At 67.5% G+C, this 18,336-nt stretch carries 12 protein-coding genes and 1 pseudogene; 9 read left to right on the top strand and 4 right to left on the bottom strand.

Going from position 1 to position 18,336, the window contains the following annotated elements; translation table 11 throughout:
* Positions 1-253: 253 nt before the first annotated feature.
* From folD to D7Y11_RS13120, 3 genes and pseudogenes are all read left to right on the top strand, one after another.
* Positions 254-1,105, top strand: a complete 852-nt coding sequence (folD, locus tag D7Y11_RS13130; RefSeq protein ID WP_121756199.1) for a bifunctional methylenetetrahydrofolate dehydrogenase/methenyltetrahydrofolate cyclohydrolase FolD — start codon at positions 254-256, stop codon at positions 1,103-1,105.
* A gap of 25 nt (positions 1,106-1,130) precedes the next feature.
* Positions 1,131-1,838: a hypothetical protein gene (locus D7Y11_RS13125; RefSeq protein WP_126933861.1), complete on the top strand. Its 708-nt coding sequence runs from the start codon at positions 1,131-1,133 to the stop codon at positions 1,836-1,838.
* Between the two features lie 8 nt (positions 1,839-1,846).
* A pseudogene (locus D7Y11_RS13120) lies at positions 1,847-1,948 on the top strand (bifunctional methylenetetrahydrofolate dehydrogenase/methenyltetrahydrofolate cyclohydrolase); the annotation flags it as partial.
* 52 nt (positions 1,949-2,000) lie between these two features.
* Here the strand turns inward: D7Y11_RS13120 and D7Y11_RS13115 are convergent.
* On the bottom strand, positions 2,001-2,324 hold the full coding sequence (locus tag D7Y11_RS13115; protein ID WP_120599939.1) for a hypothetical protein: 324 nt from the start codon (positions 2,322-2,324) through the stop codon (positions 2,001-2,003).
* 556 nt (positions 2,325-2,880) lie between these two features.
* On the opposite strand from D7Y11_RS13115, the gene D7Y11_RS13110 reads away from it, so the two are divergent.
* Positions 2,881-3,825, top strand: a complete 945-nt coding sequence (locus D7Y11_RS13110) for a restriction endonuclease (RefSeq protein ID WP_126933860.1) — start codon at positions 2,881-2,883, stop codon at positions 3,823-3,825.
* 111 nt (positions 3,826-3,936) lie between these two features.
* Here D7Y11_RS13110 and D7Y11_RS13105 read toward each other — a convergent pair whose 3' ends face one another.
* Together D7Y11_RS13105 and D7Y11_RS13100 are read right to left on the bottom strand one after the other, a co-directional pair.
* On the bottom strand, positions 3,937-4,218 hold the full coding sequence (locus D7Y11_RS13105) for a hypothetical protein (protein WP_148139203.1): 282 nt from the start codon (positions 4,216-4,218) through the stop codon (positions 3,937-3,939).
* 133 nt (positions 4,219-4,351) lie between these two features.
* Entirely contained in the window at positions 4,352-4,666 is a 315-nt protein-coding gene (locus tag D7Y11_RS13100; protein ID WP_126933858.1) for a hypothetical protein, read from the bottom strand.
* An 81-nt stretch (positions 4,667-4,747) separates the two neighbouring features.
* Here D7Y11_RS13100 and D7Y11_RS13095 point away from each other — a divergent pair, with 81 nt between their 5' ends.
* Both D7Y11_RS13095 and D7Y11_RS13090 read left to right on the top strand, forming a co-directional pair.
* Positions 4,748-6,112 (top strand): IS701 family transposase, encoded by a 1,365-nt coding sequence (locus D7Y11_RS13095; protein ID WP_121756214.1) that lies wholly within the window; start codon positions 4,748-4,750, stop codon positions 6,110-6,112.
* Between the two features lie 53 nt (positions 6,113-6,165).
* Positions 6,166-7,716 carry an OmpA family protein gene (locus D7Y11_RS13090; RefSeq protein ID WP_126933857.1) on the top strand — a complete coding sequence of 517 codons (1,551 nt, stop codon included), beginning with the start codon at positions 6,166-6,168 and terminating at the stop codon, positions 7,714-7,716.
* A 121-nt stretch (positions 7,717-7,837) separates the two neighbouring features.
* Here D7Y11_RS13090 and D7Y11_RS13085 read toward each other — a convergent pair whose 3' ends face one another.
* The gene (locus D7Y11_RS13085; RefSeq protein ID WP_121755982.1) at positions 7,838-10,975 is read right to left on the bottom strand and encodes a choice-of-anchor D domain-containing protein; all 3,138 of its coding nucleotides are present in this window, start codon (positions 10,973-10,975) and stop codon (positions 7,838-7,840) included.
* A gap of 155 nt (positions 10,976-11,130) precedes the next feature.
* On the opposite strand from D7Y11_RS13085, the gene D7Y11_RS13080 reads away from it, so the two are divergent.
* The 3 genes from D7Y11_RS13080 (at position 11,131) to D7Y11_RS13070 (ending at position 18,301) form a co-directional block, all read left to right on the top strand.
* Positions 11,131-12,066 (top strand): ADP-ribosylglycohydrolase family protein, encoded by a 936-nt coding sequence (locus tag D7Y11_RS13080; protein ID WP_121755981.1) that lies wholly within the window; start codon positions 11,131-11,133, stop codon positions 12,064-12,066.
* Between the two features lie 256 nt (positions 12,067-12,322).
* On the top strand, positions 12,323-15,664 hold the full coding sequence (locus tag D7Y11_RS13075; RefSeq protein WP_126933856.1) for a hypothetical protein: 3,342 nt from the start codon (positions 12,323-12,325) through the stop codon (positions 15,662-15,664).
* 48 nt (positions 15,665-15,712) lie between these two features.
* The gene (locus D7Y11_RS13070) at positions 15,713-18,301 is read left to right on the top strand and encodes a serine/threonine-protein kinase (RefSeq protein WP_126933855.1); all 2,589 of its coding nucleotides are present in this window, start codon (positions 15,713-15,715) and stop codon (positions 18,299-18,301) included.
* Positions 18,302-18,336: the final 35 nt, after the last annotated feature.

Raw genomic sequence — 18,336 nt, 5'->3', positions numbered from 1 at the left:
GGGCCGGCTTGGGAGGCGGCTCGAAGGTGGAGGGGAAGTCGCTGAAGATTTCAGGGAAGTCCGGGGGAGCGCCGTGCTGTTCGTCGAAGTAGTGGCCCAGGGCGGTGCCCAGGATGAGGGCGAGCACGATGGCCCAGGGCCCGCCAATGAGGAGGCCGGCCATGAGACCCAACATCGCCCCGAGAACTTTTCCCGCGCCCATGCCTTCGCTTCGCTCCCTTGTGCCGGGCCAGTCTTGCATAAGGTGGGTCGCATGACGGCTCAGTTGATTGACGGCAAGGCAGTGGCGGCGCGCGTGCGGGCGGAGATCAAGGAGGAGGTGACGCGCCTGAAGGCCGAGCGCGGCATCACCCCGGGGCTCGCCGTGGTGCGCGTGGGTGAGGACCCGGCGTCCAAGATTTATGTGACGGGGAAGAAGAAGGCCGCCGAGGAGGTGGGCTTCAACTCCTGGGAGCACCACCCGGACGAGACCATCACCCAGGACGCGCTCCTGGCGTTGGTGCACCAGCTGAACGAGGATCCGGCGGTGCACGGCATCCTGGTGCAGCTACCGTTGCCCAAGCACATCGACGCGGACGCCATCATCGCGGCGGTGAAGCCGGAGAAGGACGCGGACGGCTTCCACCCGATGAACGCGGGCAATCTGCTCCTGGGCAGGCCGGCGACGCGGGCGTGCACGCCCTATGGCGTGATGCGGCTGTTGGAAGAGGTCGGGTGCAATCCGGCCGGCAAGCGCGCGGTGGTGGTGGGCCGCAGCAACATCGTGGGCAAGCCGCAGGCACTGATGCTGCTGCAGAAGGACGCGACGGTGACGGTGTGCCACCGCAAGAGCGACCTGCCGGCGGAGGTGGCGCAGGCGGACATCCTGGTGGTGGCGGTGGGCGTGCCGGAGCTGGTGAAGGGCGCGTGGATCAAGCCCGGCGCGGTGGTGATTGACGTGGGGATGAACCGCAAGGCGGATGGGAAGCTGGTGGGGGATGTGGAGTTCGCCGCCGCGGCGGAGCGCGCGTCGTTCATCACGCCGGTGCCGGGTGGGGTGGGGCCGATGACGATCGCGATGCTGATGAAGAACACGCTGGAGGCGGCTCAGCGCGTGGGGAAGTGAGCTGAGACTCCGGATTCCCCTGCCCATGCTCGGGCAGGGAGGCGGGGCAGCGCCAATGACGCCAATCCATCAGGGGCTTTCGGAGCGCGTGTTCGCCCTTCTTTCGGAGGGCACGCGGCACGATCCCATCCTTGACGTTGAGCAGGTGAGGGCATGGCTTGTCGAGCGTGGCGTCTCGGAGTGCTCTCAGTTCCTGGATTTCCATTCTCGTTTCGGGGGGCTTGAATACTGGATACCCGGGACGACTGTGTATCTTGGATTGTGGGAACGAGACGTCACGGGGAAGCCCGTGGCTCCTAGTTGTTGGCGGGACACCCAGGGAAGGTTCCACGTTTCGTGTGGGAATCTCCTGATTTCGCAAATCAATCTGTCAATGCGTGAGGATGGCTTTATCTTCGAAGACGAAGACCTTGCGTACACCAGCGTGGCCAAATGCCTTGAAGACCATGCTGCTCTCGCATGGGACGCGCGGAAGAATCCCCGGTGGCATCGGAGAAGCATCAGGGTTCAGTCTGAGCAGTCATTGGATGAGCTTGGGCGCGCTGGCATGGAAATAATGCACGAGGCCAGCGACCAGGATGTTGTCTGGTGGCGCGGTGACGGCTTGCTTGTCCGGGATGTCGCCATGACACCTCCCGAGGAAAAGCTTCGAAGCGTCTTCGTGAGTGCTGAGGACCCACGACAGATCGAGAACGTCCGGGCGTTGCTGCGGGAGAAGATTGTTGTTGGATGAAGCCGGGGCGCGCGTCGTTCATCACGCCGGTGCCGGGTGGCGTGTGTCCGATGACGATCGCGATGCTGATGAAGAACACGCTGGATGCGGCGCAGCACGCGGGGAAATAATCGCTGTCCGCCCCCCGGATGCAGGTGCCCGGGGCGGAGCCCGCCGCGCTCTCTACGGTGCGCTGGTTCCGTCGCTGTTGATGGCCCAGGCGCCGTTCGCGAACCGGACCCAGCTCGTCTTGCGGCCGCAGCCCGTCACGCCGACACCGCGTGCGTCGGTGGGAAGCTTCGGGTCGCCCGCCACGGACAGGACCTGGAGTTCGAGCTGCTCGGAGGGGCAGTTCGTGGCGAACGAGGCCTGCGAACGGATGGCTCGCTCGTCATTCTCCCAGGAGTGTTTTCCGAGCTGGAAGCCATCGCGCTCAACAGTGGGAATCGTGGCGCACGCGGGGCCAAGCAACACGAGGGAGGAGAGGCAGAGCAGGGGGCTTCGCATGCGCGCGCCAGATAGCACCGGCTCTTCGGCGCGGCAAGAAATGGAGGCTCACGTGGATGTGTCACCAAGCTACGCCCTCGGTGCGACCGGCCGCCCTGTCCGATGTCAGGGCCGGGAGGCCAGGTGCGCGGACGCCGACAAAGGACAGACGTACTGCCCGCCGTGGTTCTTACAGGCGGCGTAACGGATGTGCCGGCCAGCTGGATTTGAATAGGCATACGTGTTGAGTCCGTTGGTGCCGTAGACGCTATCAGTGAGAATCCGGCGCCAGCCGACATCCACATCTGGAACAAAATTGGTCGATGGTGCCATGGCGAGCACCCGGTTCTCGTTCGATTCAGTGTGTCCGTGATGGGACTGCCCATGTTCCACGGCCGACAGGTGCTTTCCTTATGCTGAATGTCACCATGGACGTTTGTCGTTTCGTCGCGCTCATGAGCAAGAGGGACTTCACGGCTCGCCGTGACTCTTCTGTGTGTCCGTGGGGAGGAGCCAGTTGCTTGGAGTCTACGGGCAATGCCCTTGCCTTGGTCACCATCACCGCTATTGTGTGTGCATGGCGGAAAACGCGATTGATCCTGATTGGAAAATACGTACAGCGGCATTTTTGGCGCTGGAGAATTTGGTTGCGCACCATGGCCCGGAGGTCACATATGACCAGATTGCTCAGGGTTTTGAGGTGAATGGCGAGCGCATTTTTTTTGCGAATAGAACCAGGGGGGTGTTTTGGCCTCGTCAGATGAAGGGTTCCGTACTGTCGCTTAGGGCTACAGTGCCTCGCGGAAGCGCGGACTTCAAACAAGATAGGCTGGAACTGCCAAAGTCGCTTGGCTACAAGTTGTCGGGCAATGAGAGAGAGCGCGTGCTTGTGTCGAGAGCGCGAGATATAGGTGCTCCGCTCATTTTTTTCTTTGGAGTTAGGCCCTCCGTATATCGCCCAATCTGGCCTGTGTTCGTCGGCGGGGTTGATTCAACTACGGGTGAATGCTCCGTTCTGTTGGAACCAGGAAGGTTCGACATTCAGCGCATTGGCGCGCCTCCAGCCCTCATTTCGGAACCTGAGTTTCAAATTCAAATTGCCGAGGTGAGTCAGGAATTGTTGGAGTGGTTGGCTAGGCATCCTGAGCGGCTTAGGGATTTGAGTTCTCGGAAGTTTGAGCAGGTTGTGGCTGAGATACTTGTGAATCAGGGATTTGAGGTTGTGCTTACAGGGCAGACGAGAGATGGCGGGCGTGACATTCAGGCTGCTCACAAGGGGCCATTTGGTACGTTTATGTACTATGTTGAGTGCAAGCGCTATGCTGAGGACCGTCACGTCGGTGTGGAGATCGTCCGTAATCTCTATGGGGTAGTCCAGCATTCGCGAGTTACGGCAGGGATTCTTGCCACCACCTCGTCGTTTACTCCTGGCGCTGTCAGTTTTGCGCAAGAGGTTCAGTATCAGTTGAGCTTAAGGGATTTTGTGGCGCTCAAGGGGTGGCTTGGGAAATATCTAAAATGAGCTGTTGATTTTGTTTGACTGTTCGATGGTGAAGGCTGGTTTTGGGTGGCAGAACTGCCCGTGTCCGTACCTCCCTGTCCGCTTGAGGGCAGGGAGGCCGGGCACTGGGGGTTACAGACCGCAGACGTACGGCCCGCCCTGGTTCTTGCAGGCGTCGTAACGGATGCACCAGCCGTCCGGCGTCGAATAGGCATACATGTAGAAGCCATTCGCGCAGCGGACGCGGTCCGTGGGAATACGGCACCAGCCGACATCGGTGTCCGGATCACAGCTGGTCGGTGGTGCCATGGCGTGCACCGGACGGCCTGACTCCGAGGACTGCGTCTCCGACGGTGCTTCCTGCGCTGCTTCAGGCCCGCAGGCGACGAGAAGCATCGCAGCGCCAACCGCCATTCCAACTGACTTCGCGAACGAATGCCATTGCATGGCTGCCTCCGTGATGGGGTAGGGACCGCTGGATCAGTCTAGCTTGGAAATCCGAATTGGAAGCCATGGCCCGAGTTACAATCGGCAGCGACTGGAATCGTCACTGTGGACAGATAATTTCGGGACCCTGGCTGTACTTGCAGACGTCGCGCGGGATGCACCAGCCATCCGGTGTCCAGATGGCATACATCTCGATGCCGTTGTTGCAGGGCACGCGGTCGCTGTAGACGCGACACCAGCCGACATCCACGCTTTCGTCACAGCTGTTGGGCGGAGTCATGGCGCGCACCGGGCGGTCTGATGCCGACGCCTGGTCCGCGGGGGATGCCTCCTGCGCGGCTTCGGGGCCGCATCCGGCGAACAGCAACGCGCCAACCAACAGGCTCCAAGACTTCTTTGACGGCTGCATTTGCATGAGCGTGTCTCCAAGCGGAGAGGGGAGTCTAATACTACCCGGTCACTTGAATCCAGGTGGCTGCCATGATCTACGGTCGGGATGACACCGGGACAGCTGCGCAAGCTGGACGAGGCGCTGAGCGCCTACCTTGAGGAGATGGTCGCCGGCATGGGGCGGCTGGAGCGCAGGCGCGCCATGGAGGCCTACGTGACGGGCCTGCTGTTGGACGGGGAGCGCAAGAGCATTGAGCCGATGGCGGCGCGGCTGGTGGAGGACGCGGGCGAAGTCGAGGCGATGCGCCAGCGACTGCAGCAGTGCGTGTCGCAAGGGACGTGGAGCGACGAGGCCCTCCGGGAGCGACTGGCGCGGAAGTTGGAGCGGCGGCTTCCGGAGTTGGAAGCGCTGGTGGTGGACGACACGGGCTTTCCGAAGAAAGGAAAGCACTCGGTGGGAGTCGCCCGGCAGTACTCAGGCACGCTGGGGCGCACGGACAACTGCCAGGTGGCCGTCAGCCTGCATCTGGCCGGGCCTCGGGGAAGCGGGTGCATCGGCATGCGGCTGTACCTGCCCGAGGAGTGGGTGAAGGACACGGCCCGGCGCAAGGCGGCCAGCGTCCCCGAGGCGGTGGGCGCGTCACGCAAGTGGGAACTGGCGCTGGAGCAGGTGGACGACGCGCTGAAGTGGGGCGTGCGCAAGCACGTCGTGCTGGCGGATGCGGGGTATGGCAACTGCCGAGAGTTTCGTGAGGGCCTGACGGCGCGAGGACTGCCGTACCTCGTCGCAGTGCCAGGGCAGCACAAGGTGTGGCCGCCAGGAGCTACGCCGCATCGTCCAGTGAAGAAGGCGGGTGAGAACGGGCGTCCCCGGACGCGCTTCGTCGACGACAGCGGCGTGCAACCCTGGACGATTGAAGAGCTTGCGCGTCAGTTGCCCGAAGAAGAGTACCGCCGGGTCAGCTGGCGCGAGGGCAGTCGCGGCACGCAGTCTTCCACCTTCGCCGCGGTGCGAATCCAGGTCGCCGAAGGCCACGTCATCCGCAAGGCGCCAGGTGCTCCCGAATGGCTGCTGTGTGAATGGCCGCAGGGGGAAGCCGCGCCGACGAAGTTCTATCTCTCATCATTACCGTCCGACACGCCTCTCAAACGCCTCGTCACCCTGGCGAAGCTGCGCTGGCGAGTGGAGCGGGACTACCAGGAGATGAAGGGCGAAGTCGGCCTGGACCACTTTGAGGGCCGCACATGGAGAGGCTTTCACCACCACGCCACGCTCTGCATGGTGGCCCATGGATTCCTCGCGCTCCGTCGAGCGCTTTCCCCCCCGGAGGAGGATTCCTTGGACGCTGCCCCAGGTGCGCCGGCGGCTCCAGCATCTGCTGCTGCGCCGCCTCGGCCATTGTCCGCTGTGCCTCCGCAGACTCGGCGCTCGCGCTCCTCCTCGAGGACCGTCACGCATCTGATCAAGTAGTACTAACCGCCATTCTCCTTCGCCCCGGGCGGGTCCTGACGGATGATGCGCGCATGGGTCCGGCCTTGCACCGATGCGTACGTGGCGGGGCCGCGCTGGGACTGCTGCTGCTCGCAACCCCCGCGCGTGCCCAGGACGCCACGCCCCTGCCCACGTTCTCCCTGGAGCGCCTGGACCCGAACCCGGGCCTGGGGCCCCTGACGATGGGGAGCGGGGAGCTGCTGGCGCCCGGCGCGCTGCGCATCTCCCTGCTGGCGCACTACCAGCGGAGATCGCTGACGGTCCGTAACGGGCCGGACGAATACCCACTCGTCCTGTCCCGGACCACCGGCGTGGTGTCGCTGGCCGTCGGCGTGCTGCCCTGGCTGGAGCTTCAGGCCCAGCTCCCTGGCGTCATCCATCAGAGCGGCGCGGACGTGAGCACCGTGCTGTCCATCTCCCCGCCGTCACGCAGCGGGCTGGGGGCGCCGCGGCTCGCGGCCCGACTGGGGCTGCTGGGGACCACCGCTCCCGAGGCCTTCCATCTGGCGCTCGACCTGGACGTGCGGTTGCCGGTGGGTGGTTCGGGCGCACTCGCGCGTGATCAGGGCGTCCGTGGACAGGGACGGATCATGATGGGCAAGCGCTGGGGGCCCGTGGCTCCGGCGCTGGAAGTGGGCGTGCTCCTGCGTCGCGCCGTTTCGACGGACTCCGGCGTGGACAGCCTCAACGGCGTGGGCAACGAGCTGAGGGCCGGGGTGGGGCTGACCGTAGGGTACGCCCTGCGCGCGGAGGTGTCGGCGCTCGGCGCGTACTCGTGGCGGCAGCAGCGCACCAGCGGAGAGCTGCTGGGCGGCCTGCGATACGCACCGGCCCGGCCCTGGGAGTTCTTCGCGTTGGGTGGGGCGGGCCTGGGCGCGGAGCCGGGGGCGCCCCGATACCGGGTGCTCGCGGGCTTCGCGCTTCTCTTCGACAAGCCGCCACCTCCGCCCCCGGAGGACATCGTCTACGAGCTGGTCCAGGGGCTCCCGCGTGCCCCTGCCGAGCCACAGCTCGAACCCGAACCCACGCCTTCCGAACCTCCACCTCCCGAGCCCGCCAAGGACGAGCCGGTCTCCGAGACCGACTCGGATGGTGACGGTGTCGTGGATGTGTTGGACGCCTGCATCCACGAGCGGGGAACCCGAGAGCACGGCGGCTGCCCGGAGACGGGTGACTCGCTCGTCTCCCTGACCCGCGAGCGCCTCGTCCTCCATGGCCAGGTCTTCTTCGAGGTCGGCGCGACGACGCTGCCGGGCCGCTCGCGCGTCCTGGATCAGGTCGCGCGGGTGCTGCTGGAGCATCCCGAAGTGGAGCGCGTCGTCATCGAAGGGCACACGGATGCGGAGGGGTCGTCCGCATCCAACCAGCGCCTGTCCCTGGCTCGCGCGGAGGCGGTGCGCGACTACCTGGTGCGAAAGGGCGTTCCAGCTCACCGCTTGGAAGCCCGGGGCCTCGGTGCGCGCCGGCCCGCGGGCTCCAACGGAACGTCGGCGGGCCGGGGCGAGAACCGCCGCGCGGAGCTGCTGCTGATCCTGGGCGAGCCCACGTCGGCCCGCACCGTCCCCGCGCCTCCTCCCCCCTGAGTCCAGGAGGGCCTCCCCGGCGGAGGCACCCTGCGGAAACCTGTCCGACAGTCGGACAGCCGTGGCCCGCGGAACCCTGTCCGACAGTCGGACAGGTTTTGGCAGTACCGGGCCCGGGGGCCTAGCGGGCCTGCTGACCGCGACGGGCCCTTCGCCTGGCCAGCATCCACGCCGCCAGCACCCAGACCCCGCCGCTCCCGCCCACCGCGCAGCCGCTGCCCTCCACGGTGACGGCCTCGCCAATCCCCTCCACGGGAACGACCGTGGGGCCCAGTCCGCCACCGCTCGGCACTACGCGGACCTCGCCGCGCACCGTGCCCGTGCGCGTCGGATGGAACGTCACCGGGATGGAGGCTCGGCCACCGGCCGCGATGGCACCGCTCACCGCGCTCGTGTCCACGCGGAACGCGGCATCGGAGGACTTCACCTCCACGGTGACGGGCACGTTGCCCGTGTTGACGAGCTCCAACGAAAGGGGCTGGCTGGTGGCGTCCACCCGCTGGTTGCCGAACACGATGGCTCCGGGCGTCACCGTCAGCCCCTGCGCCACGCCGGACCCCTGCACCGTGATCGTCAGCGGCGTGGAGGACGCATCGTGCCGCACCGCAAGCGACCCTGCGTAATCGCCCGGCCGCGGCGGCTCGAAGACGACGTAGAAGGGATGGCTGGTGCCGGGCCCCACGACATGGGGCAACGGGAGCCCCGACAGGGAGAACCCGTCCACCGGATCCAGTCCCGTGATGGTGACAGGGCTCGTGCCGGTGTTGCGCAACTCCACGACGCGCTGCGAGGCCTCCCCGAGGAACTGGGAACCGAAGGTCAGCGCCGTCACGGAGGTTTCCATCGAGGCAGTGGTCCCCGTGCCCCGCAGCGTCACCTGGGCGGCGCGCGGCGCGTTGCTCTGGACCTCCAGCACGCCGTTCTCCGCGGTGGTCTCGGTGGGCTTGTAGCTGACCTGGAACGTGCGGTTTCCGAGCGGCGGCACGCTGGTGCCCACGTTGAGCCCTGAAACCTGGAACGGGCCGCTCACGTTCACCGCCGTCACGTTCAGCGACTCGCTCCCCATGTTGAACAGCGTGAGCTCCCGGGGCGGGCTCAGGCCCCCCAACCGCTGGCCGCCGAACTCCATCACGTCGCTCGCCATCCGGCCGACGGCCTGGAGCCCCTCTCCGTCCAGCTTCACCACCGTGGGAGACGACGGCGCGTTCGAGAACACACGGAGCACGCCGGTCGCGGCGCCGTCCTCGACCGGGATGAAGGTGACCTCCATGGTGAAGGCGTCGCGCGGCGTGAGCTCCTTCGGCAGCTCCGGAAGCACCACCGAGAACGGCCCCGCCACCGCGATGGTGCTGAGGGTGAGCGTGTCCGTCCCCGAATTGACGATCGTCACCTGCACCGCCTTGCTGTTGTTCCCCACTTCCGTCCGCGCGAAGGACAGCGCCGAGGGAGTGGCGGTCAGCTTTCCTTCGACGCCTTGTCCGCTGAGCAGCACGGTCTGGGAGGAGCCACCCGGGCCGTCCGCGCTCAGCATCAGCTCCTGCGCGAACTGGGCGATATGCGGAGGCTCGAAGGTCACCTGGACCTGGGTCGTGGCACCGGGGGCCAGGCTGAACCGGCCCGCGGGGGTCACGGCGAAGCCCGTGGGCGGCTGGATGGGCTCCACCACGAGCGTCCCGGCCCCCTCGTTCTTGAGCGTCAACGTCTGGGGCGCGCTCACGGAGCTGACCTCGCGCGAGCCGAACTCCAGCGCCGTGCCGCCATCGGACGCGGTGACCTTGAGCGCGGGGACCTCCACGCCCGTGCCGGTGAGCGCCACCTTCACGGCGGGGGTGCGCGGATCATTGCTCCGCAGGATGAGGTCCTTCGCGGCGCGGCCCGCCCCCGGGGCGTAGGTCACCGTCAGGCTCGCCTGCTCCCGGGCCTGGATCGTCAGCGGAAGGCCGGACTCCACCGTGAACGGCGCCTCGACGTCGAAGGCGGTGAGGATGAGGTCGTCCAGGCCGCTGTTGCTGACCGCCAGCGTCTTGCGAACAGGGTCGACCCCCGCGGTGTGCACACCGAAGTCCAGCGAGGTCGCCGCCACGACGATGGCGGGTTCGATGCCCGTGCCATGCAGAGAGACCTCCGCGAGCGGCGTGGCGGACCCCTGGGCCTGGATGTACATCGGCAGGGACGACACTCCCGCCGTCGCCGTGAAGGTCACCGTGAGCGGGAGGACCGTCCCTGGCTGCACCACGCTGCCCCCCGGAGGCAGGCCGCTCACGGTGAAGGGAGCCTGTGTCAGCACGGCGGGAATCGTGAGCGGTAGGCTCCCCACGTTCTTCACCTGGAGGAGCAGGCTGCTGCTCGTGCCCACGCGCACGGCGCCGAAGTCGAGCGCGGCCGGCGCGAGCTCGAGCTTCGGGGCGCCGCCCGTCCCCTCGAGCTTGATCGGCAGGGAGCCCTTGTCGGGGTCGCTGCTCAGCAGGCTCAGGATTCCGGAGTCCACGCGGTCGGCCGTGGGCGCGTATGTGACGGTCACGTCCAGGAACGCGCCTTCCTTGAGTGTGAAGGGCAGGGACACCGGTGTCAGCTTGAAGGGGAGGGGAAGCGACATGGCGTCGATGATCAGCGGGACGGCGCCCTCGTTGCTCAGCCTCACCTTCTGGGAGGCGGACGTGCCCACCGCGATCGAGCCGAAGGACAGACTCGATGGATTGACCTTGAGCAGGGGCCGCCCTGTCCTCAGGCGGATCCGGGCGGCGGCGAAGCAGTTGGTCCGCTCCGAACGCAGCGTGAGGGTATTGGTGTTGCCGTAGCGATAGCCGGGCATCCCCGTGGAGTCGGGCGCCTTGAAGCCGACTTCCGGCGTATAGCAGCCACCGCACACCCGGTAGGGATTCGGGGGCATGCTGAAGGCCCCCAGTTCCTGGCTGTTCAGCAGGACGGTCGTGAGTCCGCCGTCGTAGCCACGGCCGAAGAGTTCCACGTCGGCGGAAATCACGATCCAACCGGTCTTGACGGGATCCGTGAAGCTCCGGGCCCCTCCGTTCCAGTTTCCGGTGTTGTCCGAGCAGGCGTAGGACGGGTACTGGCACGTGGGGCACTTCGCCGCGCCGTCCCACCTCAACTCGAAGTGGTAATCCTGTTGCACCAGCGAGGACTGCGCCCGCGAGGTTTCGCCAAACATCTCGGGCTCATCCGGCGCCTCGGGCTCCACGGTGGAGCAGGCGGTCAGGACAGACAAGCCAAGGACAAGCAGCAGGGGGAGCCGACGCATCCGGAGCGCCTCTCGTGAGGATGGGGAAGCCAGGCCCGAGAAAGAAGGGCGCGAGAGCTTCGCATGAACCGTGGACGGCGCGCGAGCCTTCAGCCTTTACAAGGATGGTGTTTTCGATACACTAAGCTCGGCCCACGGACCTGGGAGATGGGGGAATGATGAACCGCGAGGAGCGCATTGGGGGAGGACTGTATGGGTTGCTCATCGGTGATGCGTTGGGCGTCCCCTATGAGTTCCACCGGCCGGAGACGATTCCGTCTCCCGAGGCCATCGAGTACGACCCACCTCCGGGGTTCGACCGCGCGCATGACCGCGTCCCTCCGGGCACCTGGTCGGATGACGGTGCCCACGCGCTGTGCCTGCTGGACTCACTGACGTATCAGAAGCGGCTCGACTGCGAGGACCTGGGCCGGCGGCTGGTGAACTGGCAGGATTGGGGTTACCTCGCCGTGGATGGCGACGTGTTCGACGTGGGCATCCAGACCAGCACCGCCCTGCGCCGGTTGCGCGACGGCACTCCGGCGATGCTCGCGGGTCCCAGTGGCACGATGGACAACGGCAATGGCTCACTGATGCGTGTGTTGCCATTGGCCCTGTGGCACAAGGGCAAGGACGCCGCGCTCGTCTCGGATGCCATGGCCCAGTCTCGCGTGACACATGGCCATGTGCGCGCCCAGGTGTGCTGCGCGCTGTATTGCCTCTGGGCCCGCCGCATCCTGGAGGGCGCGGCGGACCCCTGGGCCGAAGCCGTGGCCACCTTCCGGGACCTGTACGTGGAAGGCTTCCCGCAACGGGAGGAGTTGGAAGCCCACATCCGCCCGGACGACCCGGCACCGGGGACGGGCGGCGGCTACGTCGTGGACTGCCTGCGCTCCGCCCGCGCTTGCGTGGCGAACGGGAAGACCTACGAAGAGGTCGTCAAATCCGCCATCCGGCTGGGCCACGACACGGACACGACCGCCTGCGTGGCGGGCGGCATCGCGGGTCTCATCCACGGCCTGAACGGGATTCCGCACCGCTGGCGTTCGCAGCTGCGCGGGCAGGAACTCGTGGACCCGCTCCTGGAGCGGCTCATGAAGTCGCTGGGCTGAGACGTCACTGGGATGTGTGAGCCGGGCGAGCGCCTGTGCGCTGTGAGGACTCCACTCCTTCCAACTTGCCGGATGTTGGAGTGGAGCCACGCGGCACTCGAAGGATTTCTTGGGATGCGGGCCGGGCCATTCCCTCTTTGCCCCTGAGAGCTCGGGGATGACCCGAGCCGCCTCCCGCTGACCTGGCGTTTCCGTCCACCCCACTGGACCCACGTGTACCTCCGGGCATGCGTATGCCCGCCCACCGGAGTTCCCCATGGCTCGCGTCGATGAGAAGAAGCCGGTCGTCGTTCCGCCGCCGCCCCCCAAATCGGAGGCGCCCCAGGTCGAGCCGAAGGTGAAGGCCGCCAAGGACTTCCAGAAGGTGGCCCAGCGGCGGCGCGAAGACGCGGCGGTGGGGCAGCAGAAGGCGCATCAGGACGCGACGACGGCCAAGAAGGCCGCGGACGCGGACAAGGTCGCGCAGGCGCAGAAGCGCGAGGCCCGGGAGGACTTGGACCGGGCCCTTGGCAAACGGGATTCGCAGCAGACGCAGCAACTGGACCGGGGCTCCCGCCCGGGAGACGCCGAGCGCCAGAATGCCACCGACCGGAGGGTCGAGGAGTCGCAGGCGAAGTTCGACAAGGCCTCCACTCGCGCCGACAAGACCGCTCGCACGGCGCGGGAGGCCAGGGAGACCGCGGACACGTCCTGGCGCGCGGCCCACGACACGGCCAACGCCGCGCTGGACGCGGAGCGGAAGGCCAATACGAAGGCGAAGGAAGCGGGACTCACGCAGCCCTACCCGGATGCGAACAAGGTCCGGGACGTCTTCGATGCGGGGAGCCTGGACCCAAAGGCGCAGGAGCGGCTGTTCGGGACCCGCGCGGCGGTCACGCCACAGGAGGCCGCGAAGGAGGATGTGAAGCGCGTCGCCGAAGCCACCCAGCGCAGTCCCCGCGAGGGCGCCGAGGAACTCCAGCGTCAGCTCGAGCAGGGACACGACCCCGTCTACCGCCAGTCGCTCGTGAAGGAGAGCGCGCCGCAGACAGAGAAGATGGCGGCGTCCCTGGCGGACTCGTACGTGCGCCCCGAGGACACGAACGCCACCGTGAAGGCCCTCGCCCAGAGCGCGTCGCTGGCGGGGCCGGAGGCGCGCAAGGAACTGGTCCGACAGCTCCTCCAGAATGAGCGAAGCCATGGCACGCTCGGTCAGGCGCTGAAGGCCAACGCGAAGGATCCCAAGGTGGTGGAGCTCGGCGCGGAGGCGAGCCGTCAGCACCGCGCGGCGGGCCGTCAAGAGGCCGCGGACGCCATCTCCGACATCAGCCCCGAGTTCAAGGCCAGCGCCCCCGAGACCCGCCAGGAAGCGGCGCTGCGCGAGGAGGTGGCCCTCCACACGGGGCTAGAGGAGAAGGAGGCGGTGGATGCCGCGCAGGAGCAGACCGACACCCGGGCCCGTGAACGGGCCCGGGAGCTCCTCGACCTGGCGGGCAAGGACCCCAAGGACCTGCCCCCGGGCATATCCGTGGAGCCAGGCTCGACGAAGAACCGCGCCGTCCTGGTCCAGAAGGACAAGGAGGGGAAGGTCGTCGAGCGCACCGAGGCCCGTGTCGAGGGGGGCAAGGTCGCCCTGGACAGCACCCGGTACGACCAGGGGCGCGCCGAGCGCAGCATCGTGGAGAGCACGGGCGTGGGCACCGACACCTCCACCACCGTCACCCAGGCGAGCTGGAAGGAGAGTGCGTCCGGCGCGCCCGCGACACCGCCATCTCCGGACACCCTGTCCTGGGTGCAGGACCCGGACGTGAGGTACTCGTCCGTCAAGGTGGAGAGGACGCGTGGCGAGCTGGCACAGACGTCCATTACGCGGACTCCGGAAGGCGGGTACACCCAGACGGAGAAGCGATACAGCAGCCAGCAGGGCACGGGAGGCATCAAACGGGACTTCGGCGAGCAGTTCGATGACCCCGGCAATCCCATCAACAAGGTGGCGACGACCACGACCCAGCTGCCGCCCGCCGGCGCGAAGGACCCGGACGGGAAGCCGGCCCAGGCCACCGTCACCCAGGGCACGTCGTACTTCCAGGAAGGCACTCCGCTGCGGGTCACCGAGACGCAGAGCAAGGTGCTGGAGTCGCCCGCGGAGGGGAAGCGGGCTCCGACGACGGACGACCTGAGGAAGGTCCGCGAGGAGTCGAAGGACGCGGACAGCTCGCCGAAGACGTGGACGCTGGAGAAGAGCAAGCCCAACGAGCTGAACACCCAGGTGTTCGTCGAGGGGCAGCCTGACCTGACGGTCACCACCCGCAAGAAGGTGCAGGGCGACACCGTCACCGAGACCTCCGAGGGCAAGGTCCCGAACCCGGATGGCAAGGGCGGCCTGGTGGACATCCAGGGCACCACGTCCCGGACCTACAATGCGAAGGGCCAGGTCACGTCCTTCCACTCGGACCAGACGGACGCGAACGGCGCGCGGACGGTGCAGGACTACGCACGCACCGAAACACGCAACAAGAGGGGTGAGCGGGAGGTCACCGAGCGTGCCACGCGCAGCGAGACGCCCCGGGGCGGCCCTTCGCTCACCACCCAGCACGAGCAGACGTCTGTCCTCACGGACAAGGGCCCTCAGCTCACGCGCGCCTCGTTCTCCGTGACCGGTCCGGAGGGGAGCGCCCGGGCTTCAATCGCGGAGGGCGAGGGCACCCGGCTCACCGTCAATGGCAAGCAGGTCAAGACCGCCGACGACCTCCAGAAGTTCCCCAGGGAGCAGGGCGCGCTCGGCGCTCTCAGCATGGATGGGCTGTCGCAGCAGGTGAGCGACTTCAGCAAGACGGCGGCACTCTGGGACGGCAAGCCGAACGCCCCTGAGGCCGGGTATGGGCGGCCTGACCCCGCGGCCATCAAAACCGCGGAGAGCACCAGCGCGTACGGTCTCTTCCTCCTGAAGAAGGAAATCACCACCGACAGCCACAAGAAGCTTGGCATTGGCGACCCGTCCGCGATCAAGGACCGGGCCAGCTGGTCCAAGCGGCCGGAGTTCACCAAGCAGGCTCTTTCCATCAGCCTGAACCCCGAGCAGCGCCTTACGGGTGGAGCCTCTGGCGCCCTCCAGGCCGGCGCGGGCCTCCTGACCGCCTGGGCTGGCGGACGGCAGCTCCTGAACGGCCTGAGCCAGGGGAACCTGACCCAAGAGCAAGCCGTCACCGCGACCAAGTCACTCGGGATGGGGGGGTGGGACCTCTATTCCGGTGGGTTGGCTCTGGCGACGTCGCTGAGCGGCAAGGGCAAGGGGCTCTCCCTGGGCTCATTGGAGGGCCGGCGCAACCCGGCCATTGCCGGAGCGCTGTCCGCGAGGGCCTCCGCGGGCCTGGGGGTGGTCACGGGGGGCTGGGACATCTTCCAGGGCGTCCGGGCGGATGATCCGTGGAGGATTGCCCAGGGTGCGGTGACGGCTGGCGGCTCGGCTGCGGGCTACTTCGCGACGGCCGCGGCCGTGGGAGCCTTCGGTGGCCCGGCGGGCGTGGCGGTGGGCCTGGGCATCGCCGCCATCACCCTGGGCGCGAGCTCCGCCATCAACGCCCACAAGCAGCGCACCATCGCGGACCAGCGCATTTGAGCCTTCGGATGGTGACCCATGGAGCTGATCGGCAGGAGGAGCGGAACGATGAAAACACAGCAAGGTTCCAATGCCAGAATCCGCCGCGTGCGCGTGGGTCCCATCAACCACATCCACATTGCTGGCGTCATCGATGAGACGTTTCCGCTGACGTCGTCCTCGCCAGACCTGGATGGGTTCATCATCGTCGACCTCGGCCGGGTGGAGCGAATCAGCTCCTTCGGTGTGCGGAGGTGGGTGGAGTTCGTCAGCAAGCTGCCTCCGGGAGGCCTGTCGCTCTCCGTGGTCAACGCGCCACCGGTGATGGTGGACCAGCTCAACATGGTGGAAGGCTTCGCCGGCGTGTCGCGGGTGCTGTCGGTGCTGGCACCCTTCGCGTGCCGCGCCTGCGGCAAGGGCCGGTTGCGCCTGGTGGATCTCCGGTCGGAGGCTCCCAGCCTCGCCGAGGGCCGGGTCCCCGGGCATGCCTGCCCGGTGTGCGCCGGCACGCTGGAGTTCGCGGAGCAGCCGAGCGAGTTCTTCGACTACGTGAGGCATCAGCAGCCCGGCACGGTGGAGCCGGTGGTGATGGGCTACCTGCGCGCCGCCACGCCGGGCGCGTCCTTCTCGCTCCCCACGCCCCTGAAGATTCTCCAGGACGACATCACGTACATCACCCTGGCCAGCGAGCTGAAGGGGAGCCTGAACGTGCGACGGTTGGCCTCGGGCCTGGACGGGCGCGTCGCCTTCGACTTCTCCCATGTCACCCGAGTGGAGCCCCAGGCGGTTCCCAAACTGGAGCAGGTGCTGGCCACGGCGGCGCAGGGCGCCAAGGTGGTGCTGTGCCGGGTGCCACCGCCGGTGCTGGGCGCGCTGACGCGCTTCACCCAACAGCTCACCGCGCGGATCGGCACGTTGTGGTTGCCGTGCGAGTGTTGCGACTGCGGCCACTCGCATCACCAACGCGTCCTGGCCTCCGAGTACCTGTCCAGGCTGCGCGCCAATGACAGCCTCGAACGAGAGTGCCCCGTCTGCGGCGGGACCGCGCGCCTGCCGTCCCTTCCCCAGTGGGTGCCGCTGCTGCGCCGCTCGTCGCTGGTAAAGCAGCCGCTGAAAGACATCGAGGCGCTCGAGCTGCGGGCCCTCAGCCAGTGCCTGTTCGGCCCCATTCACCTGGCGCCGAACGCTAGGAGTGGTAGCCCGGACCTCGGCGGCTCCATGGGAGGAGCTACCCGAGTGCAGATCATCCGCCGGTTGGGGCAGGGCGGCATGGCCGGGGTGTTCCTCGCCAGACGGGTGGGCGTGAAGGGGTTCGAGAGTTTCGTGGTGATGAAGAAGCTCCTCCCGCAGCTCGCGGAGAACGCGGAGTTCGTCGACATGCTCTTCGCCGAGGCGCGTGCCAATGCGCGCCTCACGCACCCCAACATCGTGCAGACGTTCGACGTGGGCATGAACGACGGCGCGGCGTGCATCCTCATGGAGTACGTGCGTGGCCCGGATCTCCAGAGGTTGATGAACGAGCTGCGGCGCAAGGGAATCGTCCTCCCCATCGAGCACGCGCTGCGCATCGTCGCCGAGACCGCCGCGGGCCTGCACTACGCGCACAGCTACGTGGACCCGGCCGGTGTGCCCCATCCGGTGGTGCACCGCGACGTGAGTCCCCACAACGTCCTTGTCTCGCTCGACGGCGCCATCAAGCTGAGCGACTTCGGCATCGCCAAGGTGCAGGGCGAGGGGAACACCCAGGCGGGTGTGCTCAAGGGGAAGATCGCCTATCTCTCCCCTGAGGCCATCGTGGGCCAGCCCCTGGACGCGCGCAATGACGTGTTTGCCCTGGGCGTGGTGCTCTTCGAACTGCTCACCGGCCAGGTGCCCTTCAAGCGCGACAACAACGCGGCCACGCTCAGCGCCATCGTGCGGGAGCCGGCGCCCGTGCCGTCGCAACTCGAGCCGGGCATCCCCCGGGATGTGTCGGAGCTCATCCTGCGCGCACTCGTGAAGGATCCTGCGCGTCGCACGCCATCCGCAGCGGCCATGCGCGAGGAGATCGAGGCGGTGATGGCACACCACCGGCTCAACTCGTCGGCGGCGGCCGTGGCCCGGTTCTTCAAGGCCTCGCTGGGCGACTGGCTCGCGGAGTTCGGACCCACCCGGGACGGTCCGTTCATGGGCGCGCTCCCGAGCATGGGAGAACCGCTGCGCACGGGCTCTGGCGGTTCTCCTCGTGTGCACGCGGACCCGCGCCCCCGGCCGGGTGCCGGACCGCATGGAACCGTGCCGCGCAGAGGCCTGGCTCGAGGGCCCGCCGCGACCGCCGGCACCAGCCCAGCTCTCGCGGCCCGGCCCGCCGGGGCTCCGGCCAGGGCCCGGGCGAGACCCGCCACCTCCAGGCCCTCGCCGCTCAAGTGGGTGGTCATGGGCGTCATCGGGCTCGTGGTTGTTGTTGGGGTCGGAGTGGTGGCTCCCAGGCTGCTCTCGGGTGGAGGCGTCGAGGTGAACGACCGCGAGCGGGTTGAGCCGAGACGGCCAGGAGGGGGACGCGAGGGTGATGGGCGTCCTGGCGACGCAGACGCCTCAGGCCGCTCAGCGGAGAGCCCAATCCGTCGGCATGCCGTGGGCGTGGCGCCACCCCTCCGTGTCGCGGAGCGCGCCCACTGATGTCGTCTGCCGCTGACTGGCGTCGATGACCCGGC

It is taken from the genome of Corallococcus sp. AB018 (assembly GCF_003986945.1).
Taxonomy (GTDB): Bacteria; Myxococcota; Myxococcia; order Myxococcales; family Myxococcaceae; genus Corallococcus; species Corallococcus exiguus.
Note: the sequence above shows the minus strand (reverse complement) of the source record. Positions and strands in the feature narration are given on the sequence as shown.

Excerpts from the sequence above, each read along its gene's own strand:
- D7Y11_RS13080 (WP_121755981.1), top strand. The coding sequence starts at position 11,131 with ATGATGAACCGCGAGGAGCGCATTGGGGGAGGACTGTATGGGTTGCTC.
- D7Y11_RS13075 (WP_126933856.1), top strand. The coding sequence starts at position 12,323 with ATGGCTCGCGTCGATGAGAAGAAGCCGGTCGTCGTTCCGCCGCCGCCC.
- D7Y11_RS13100 (WP_126933858.1), bottom strand. The coding sequence starts at position 4,666 with ATGCAAATGCAGCCGTCAAAGAAGTCTTGGAGCCTGTTGGTTGGCGCG.
- D7Y11_RS13070 (WP_126933855.1), top strand. The coding sequence starts at position 15,713 with ATGAAAACACAGCAAGGTTCCAATGCCAGAATCCGCCGCGTGCGCGTG.
- D7Y11_RS13110 (WP_126933860.1), top strand. The coding sequence starts at position 2,881 with ATGGCGGAAAACGCGATTGATCCTGATTGGAAAATACGTACAGCGGCA.
- D7Y11_RS13095 (WP_121756214.1), top strand. The coding sequence starts at position 4,748 with ATGACACCGGGACAGCTGCGCAAGCTGGACGAGGCGCTGAGCGCCTAC.
- D7Y11_RS13105 (WP_148139203.1), bottom strand. The coding sequence starts at position 4,218 with ATGGCGGTTGGCGCTGCGATGCTTCTCGTCGCCTGCGGGCCTGAAGCA.
- folD (WP_121756199.1), top strand. The coding sequence starts at position 254 with ATGACGGCTCAGTTGATTGACGGCAAGGCAGTGGCGGCGCGCGTGCGG.
- D7Y11_RS13085 (WP_121755982.1), bottom strand. The coding sequence starts at position 10,975 with ATGCGTCGGCTCCCCCTGCTGCTTGTCCTTGGCTTGTCTGTCCTGACC.
- D7Y11_RS13090 (WP_126933857.1), top strand. The coding sequence starts at position 6,166 with ATGGGTCCGGCCTTGCACCGATGCGTACGTGGCGGGGCCGCGCTGGGA.
- D7Y11_RS13125 (WP_126933861.1), top strand. The coding sequence starts at position 1,131 with ATGCTCGGGCAGGGAGGCGGGGCAGCGCCAATGACGCCAATCCATCAG.
- D7Y11_RS13115 (WP_120599939.1), bottom strand. The coding sequence starts at position 2,324 with ATGCGAAGCCCCCTGCTCTGCCTCTCCTCCCTCGTGTTGCTTGGCCCC.